This is a genomic window from Parvibaculum sp. (genome assembly GCF_040882025.1).
In the GTDB taxonomy this organism is placed as follows: Bacteria; Pseudomonadota; Alphaproteobacteria; order Parvibaculales; family Parvibaculaceae; genus Parvibaculum.
In genome coordinates this window covers 1-3,474 of the sequence record NZ_JBBECC010000063.1, presented here as the reverse complement: position 1 = coordinate 3,474, position 3,474 = coordinate 1, and the positions used below count along the sequence as shown (strand labels likewise).

General features: G+C 64.5%; 3 protein-coding genes and 1 pseudogene. 2 read left to right on the top strand and 2 right to left on the bottom strand.

Annotated elements, in window-relative coordinates; translation table 11 throughout:
- Positions 1-418 precede the first annotated feature (418 nt).
- The gene (locus WEB61_RS04185; RefSeq protein ID WP_368063070.1) at positions 419-1,207 is read right to left on the bottom strand and encodes a 16S rRNA (uracil(1498)-N(3))-methyltransferase; all 789 of its coding nucleotides are present in this window, start codon (positions 1,205-1,207) and stop codon (positions 419-421) included.
- A 224-nt stretch (positions 1,208-1,431) separates the two neighbouring features.
- Here WEB61_RS04185 and WEB61_RS04180 point away from each other — a divergent pair, with 224 nt between their 5' ends.
- Together WEB61_RS04180 and ubiA are read left to right on the top strand one after the other, a co-directional pair.
- Positions 1,432-1,926 carry an NUDIX hydrolase gene (locus tag WEB61_RS04180; protein ID WP_368063069.1) on the top strand — a complete coding sequence of 165 codons (495 nt, stop codon included), beginning with the start codon at positions 1,432-1,434 and terminating at the stop codon, positions 1,924-1,926.
- Between the two features lie 323 nt (positions 1,927-2,249).
- On the top strand, positions 2,250-3,167 hold the full coding sequence (gene ubiA, locus WEB61_RS04175; RefSeq protein ID WP_368063068.1) for a 4-hydroxybenzoate octaprenyltransferase: 918 nt from the start codon (positions 2,250-2,252) through the stop codon (positions 3,165-3,167).
- Here the strand turns inward: ubiA and WEB61_RS04170 are convergent.
- A pseudogene (locus WEB61_RS04170) lies at positions 3,164-3,474 on the bottom strand (MFS transporter); the annotation flags it as partial. The gene ubiA and the pseudogene WEB61_RS04170 sit on opposite strands and share 4 nt — an antisense overlap.

The window sequence follows — 3,474 nt, the reverse complement described above, 5'->3', positions numbered from 1 at the left end:
CCGGCGCCGGATCGCAATAACCGGCAAGCCGCACCCCCGGCGCCGCCGCCACGAGATGCCGGATCACGGTCGCAATCCGCTGCCCGAGGCCTGCAACGGCGATGGTCAGTGTCTGTGTGGATGTCATTTCATTGTGGGTGAGTTGAAGGAAGACGAGAGAGTAGGAGGTGAGAGCGAACCTGTGCAAATTCAAATGTCACACGCACAACTTTCATTTGAGCACCCACCCTCCCCCTGTGGGAGGGTCGAAATTTTCGGCGCATCGGCGTCGCAAATTTCGGGGAGGGGTAAGCGTGGAACTGCGGCGTATAACCGGACGCATAAATTTCCGTGAGCGGAGTCCCCCTCCCCAAACCGCTTGCAGCGGTTTGACCCTCCCGCTGGGGGAGGGTGGAAAAGAGTGAAAGCCGAAAACGCCTCACCAATCCCCCAGCATCAACCCCACCACCGCCAGCGCCGCGATCGCCGCCGTGTCGGCGCGCATGATGCGGGGCCCGAGCGACAGCGCCACCGTATCGATCCGTGAGCGGAGCATATCGCGCTCCTCGGGGGAAAACCCGCCCTCGGGGCCAACGAGAACGGCGAGCGGCGCACCGCGCCAGCCTTCGCCCGCAAGCCGTTCCAGTGCCGCCCGCGCCGCGCCGGGCGCCGCGCCCTCGTCGCAAAAGAGAATGCGCCGCCCGGGCGCGATCTCGCTCCATCGCTCGATCAGGCTGCCAAGCTTCGCCGCCGCGCGCACCTCCGGCACCGCCACAAGCCCGCATTGCTCGGCCGCCTCCACCGCATTGGCCTGCAGCCGCTCGTCCTTCAGCCGCGTCACCACCGTGCGCGCGGTGATGACGGGCTGGATGACGCCGGCCCCCATCTCGGTTGCCTTCTGCGCGATGAAATCGAGCCGCGCCTTCTTGACCGGCGCAAAGAGCAGCCAGATGTCCGGCAGGGGCTCCTGCGCCCGCGTCCGCTCGACGAGTTCGAGCACGCAATGCTTCTTGTGCGCCTCGGCAATCCGCGCCGCCCATTCCCCGTCGCGCCCGTTGAACAGCAGCACCGGCGCGCCCGCGCCCATGCGGAGCACATTGACGAGATAATGCGATTGATCGGCGTCAAGCGTCAGCGATGCACCGCCGCGCAACTCCCCCTCGACAAAAAGCCGCGCCTTCCCGCTCGCACAGCGCGGATTGTCGTCGTCGGAGTCGGGTTCGGTCATGGTGGTGATATGCCGGATGCTTGTCATTGATCGTCATTGCGAGGAGCGAAGCGACGAAGCAACCCAGAAACGGCAAGCACTGCGTTTGACGCTTCTGGGTTGCTTCGCTTGCGCTCGCAATGACGTATATAGAACTAAAAACCCCTCTGCGTCTCTGCGCCTCTGCGTGAGACCTTTTCTTCTTCCACATTCCATTGCCTCTGCATCTCTTCTATCCTCACCCCATGCGCCCCCGTCCCACCGCCCGCATCCTCCTCTTCGACGCCGCGAACCGTCTGCTGCTGATCCGCATGCACGACCCCGCGGTCGGCGACGCGGACGGCGCGGTCTTGCGCGACGCCTATTGGGTGACGATCGGCGGCGCCATCGAGCCCGGCGAGACGCTCGAAGATGCCGCGCGCCGCGAGCTCGTCGAGGAGACGGGCCTCGCCGACGCCCGCCTCGGCCCGGCTGTGTGGTACACGGAGCATATTCTGACTGTCGGCGGCGAGAAGCGGCTGCTGCAGGAAACATTTTTCATCGCTCATACCGAAGTGACCGTCCTCGCCACCGCCGGCTGGACCGGTCTCGAGCGCGAAGTGATCCGCGAGTTGCGCTGGTGGGCGTTGCCGGCCCTCCAGGAGAGCGGGGATATCTTTTTTCCGTCCTCCCTGAAGCGTCACCTGCCGGCGCTGATCGAAACCGGTCCCCTTTCGGACATCCTCCGGATCGAGCCATGAGAAATTTGCTTCTGCGGCAATAAAAAAGTTTGACACAAAGACAATTTCCGATAGGGAGGCAGATGAGTTGTTGCCAGTACGGCAAAACGGGGACAGCCCGATCTGCCGGCACCCATGCCGTTATGCTGCACCGCAAACCGGGAAATTGCCTCGCACAACCCGAAAATCGGGGATAAATCCGTTTGTGACAGTTTTATGACAGTTCCGTGACAGAGGGGGGTCTGGCTGCGATTCCACTGTCACAATCGCTGTCACAAATCCCCGTCCGGGCGCGCCGTGGCATCATGCCGGCATACTGAATCGAAGCGCCAGCCGAGTATCCGATGACCGATCCTGCTCCCTCTCCCGTCGCCGATGCGCCGCCCGAAAACTGGGTCGACACAAGCGCGCCCGCCTTCGCGCGTCCGTTCCTGCGGCTGGCGCGCGCCGACCGCCCCATCGGCACATGGCTCCTGCTGCTGCCCTGCTGGTGGTCGGTTGCTCTGGCCACGGAGGATTGGCGAAACGCCTGGCTGCTGGCGCTTTTCGCCCTTGGCGCGATCGTGATGCGCGGCGCCGGCTGCACATATAACGACATCGTCGACCGCGACATCGACGCCGCCGTCGCGCGCACGCGGTCGCGGCCCTTGCCGTCGGGCGCGGTTTCGTTGCCCGCCGCATGGGCGTTTCTCGTCGCGCAATCTCTGGTCGGTCTCGCCGTGCTGCTCTCGCTCAATGCCTATGCCATATGGCTCGGTTTCGCTTCGCTGCTGCTGGTCGCGATCTATCCCTTCATGAAGCGCATCACCGACTGGCCGCAGATCGTATTGGGCCTCGCCTTCAACTGGGGCGCGCTGATGGGCTGGGCGGCGGTGACGGGCGGGCTTTCGCTGGCGCCCGTCGCGCTTTATCTCGGCGCCGTCTTCTGGACGATAGGTTACGACACCATCTACGCGCATCAGGACCGCGAGGACGACGCGATCGTCGGCGTCCGGTCGAGCGCGCTGAAGCTTGGACCCGCGACATACAAATGGATGTGGGTTTTCTACGGCGCGGCGCTGGCGGGCTTCGCCGCCGCCGGCGCGCTGGCAGGCCTCGGAATTTTTTTCTGGATCGGTCTCGGTCTCGCCGCCGCGCATCTCGTCCGTCAGATCCGGCGTCTCGACATCGACGATCCGTCCCTTTGTTTGCAGCTCTTTCGCTCGAATCGCGACTTCGGCTTGATCCTCTTTGCCGCCATCGTCGCGGGGCAATTCGTCTAGCCGCTTTCCTTCGGCTTGACGTCCTCGAACTTGTCGACCTTGCGCAAATCCGGGAAGAGCCACATCCACAGGCCGACGACGCCGAGCGTGCCGATGCCACCGATCAGCACCGCCGGCACGGTGCCGAACAATGCCGCCGAAACGCCGGCGCGGAATTCGCCGAGCTCGTTCGAGGCACCGATGAAAAGCATTTCGACCGCCGTCACGCGGCCGAGCATCGGTTGCGGCGTTGCCAGCGGGATCAGCGTCGAGCGGATATTGACGCTCACCATGTCGCCCGCGCCCATCACGGCAAGCGCGGCAAGCG

What these genes read in the sequence shown, in the direction of transcription:
- WEB61_RS04185 (WP_368063070.1), bottom strand. Translation starts at nt 1,207, where the DNA reads ATGACCGAACCCGACTCCGACGACGACAATCCGCGCTGTGCGAGCGGG.
- ubiA (WP_368063068.1), top strand. Translation starts at nt 2,250, where the DNA reads ATGACCGATCCTGCTCCCTCTCCCGTCGCCGATGCGCCGCCCGAAAAC.
- WEB61_RS04180 (WP_368063069.1), top strand. Translation starts at nt 1,432, where the DNA reads ATGCGCCCCCGTCCCACCGCCCGCATCCTCCTCTTCGACGCCGCGAAC.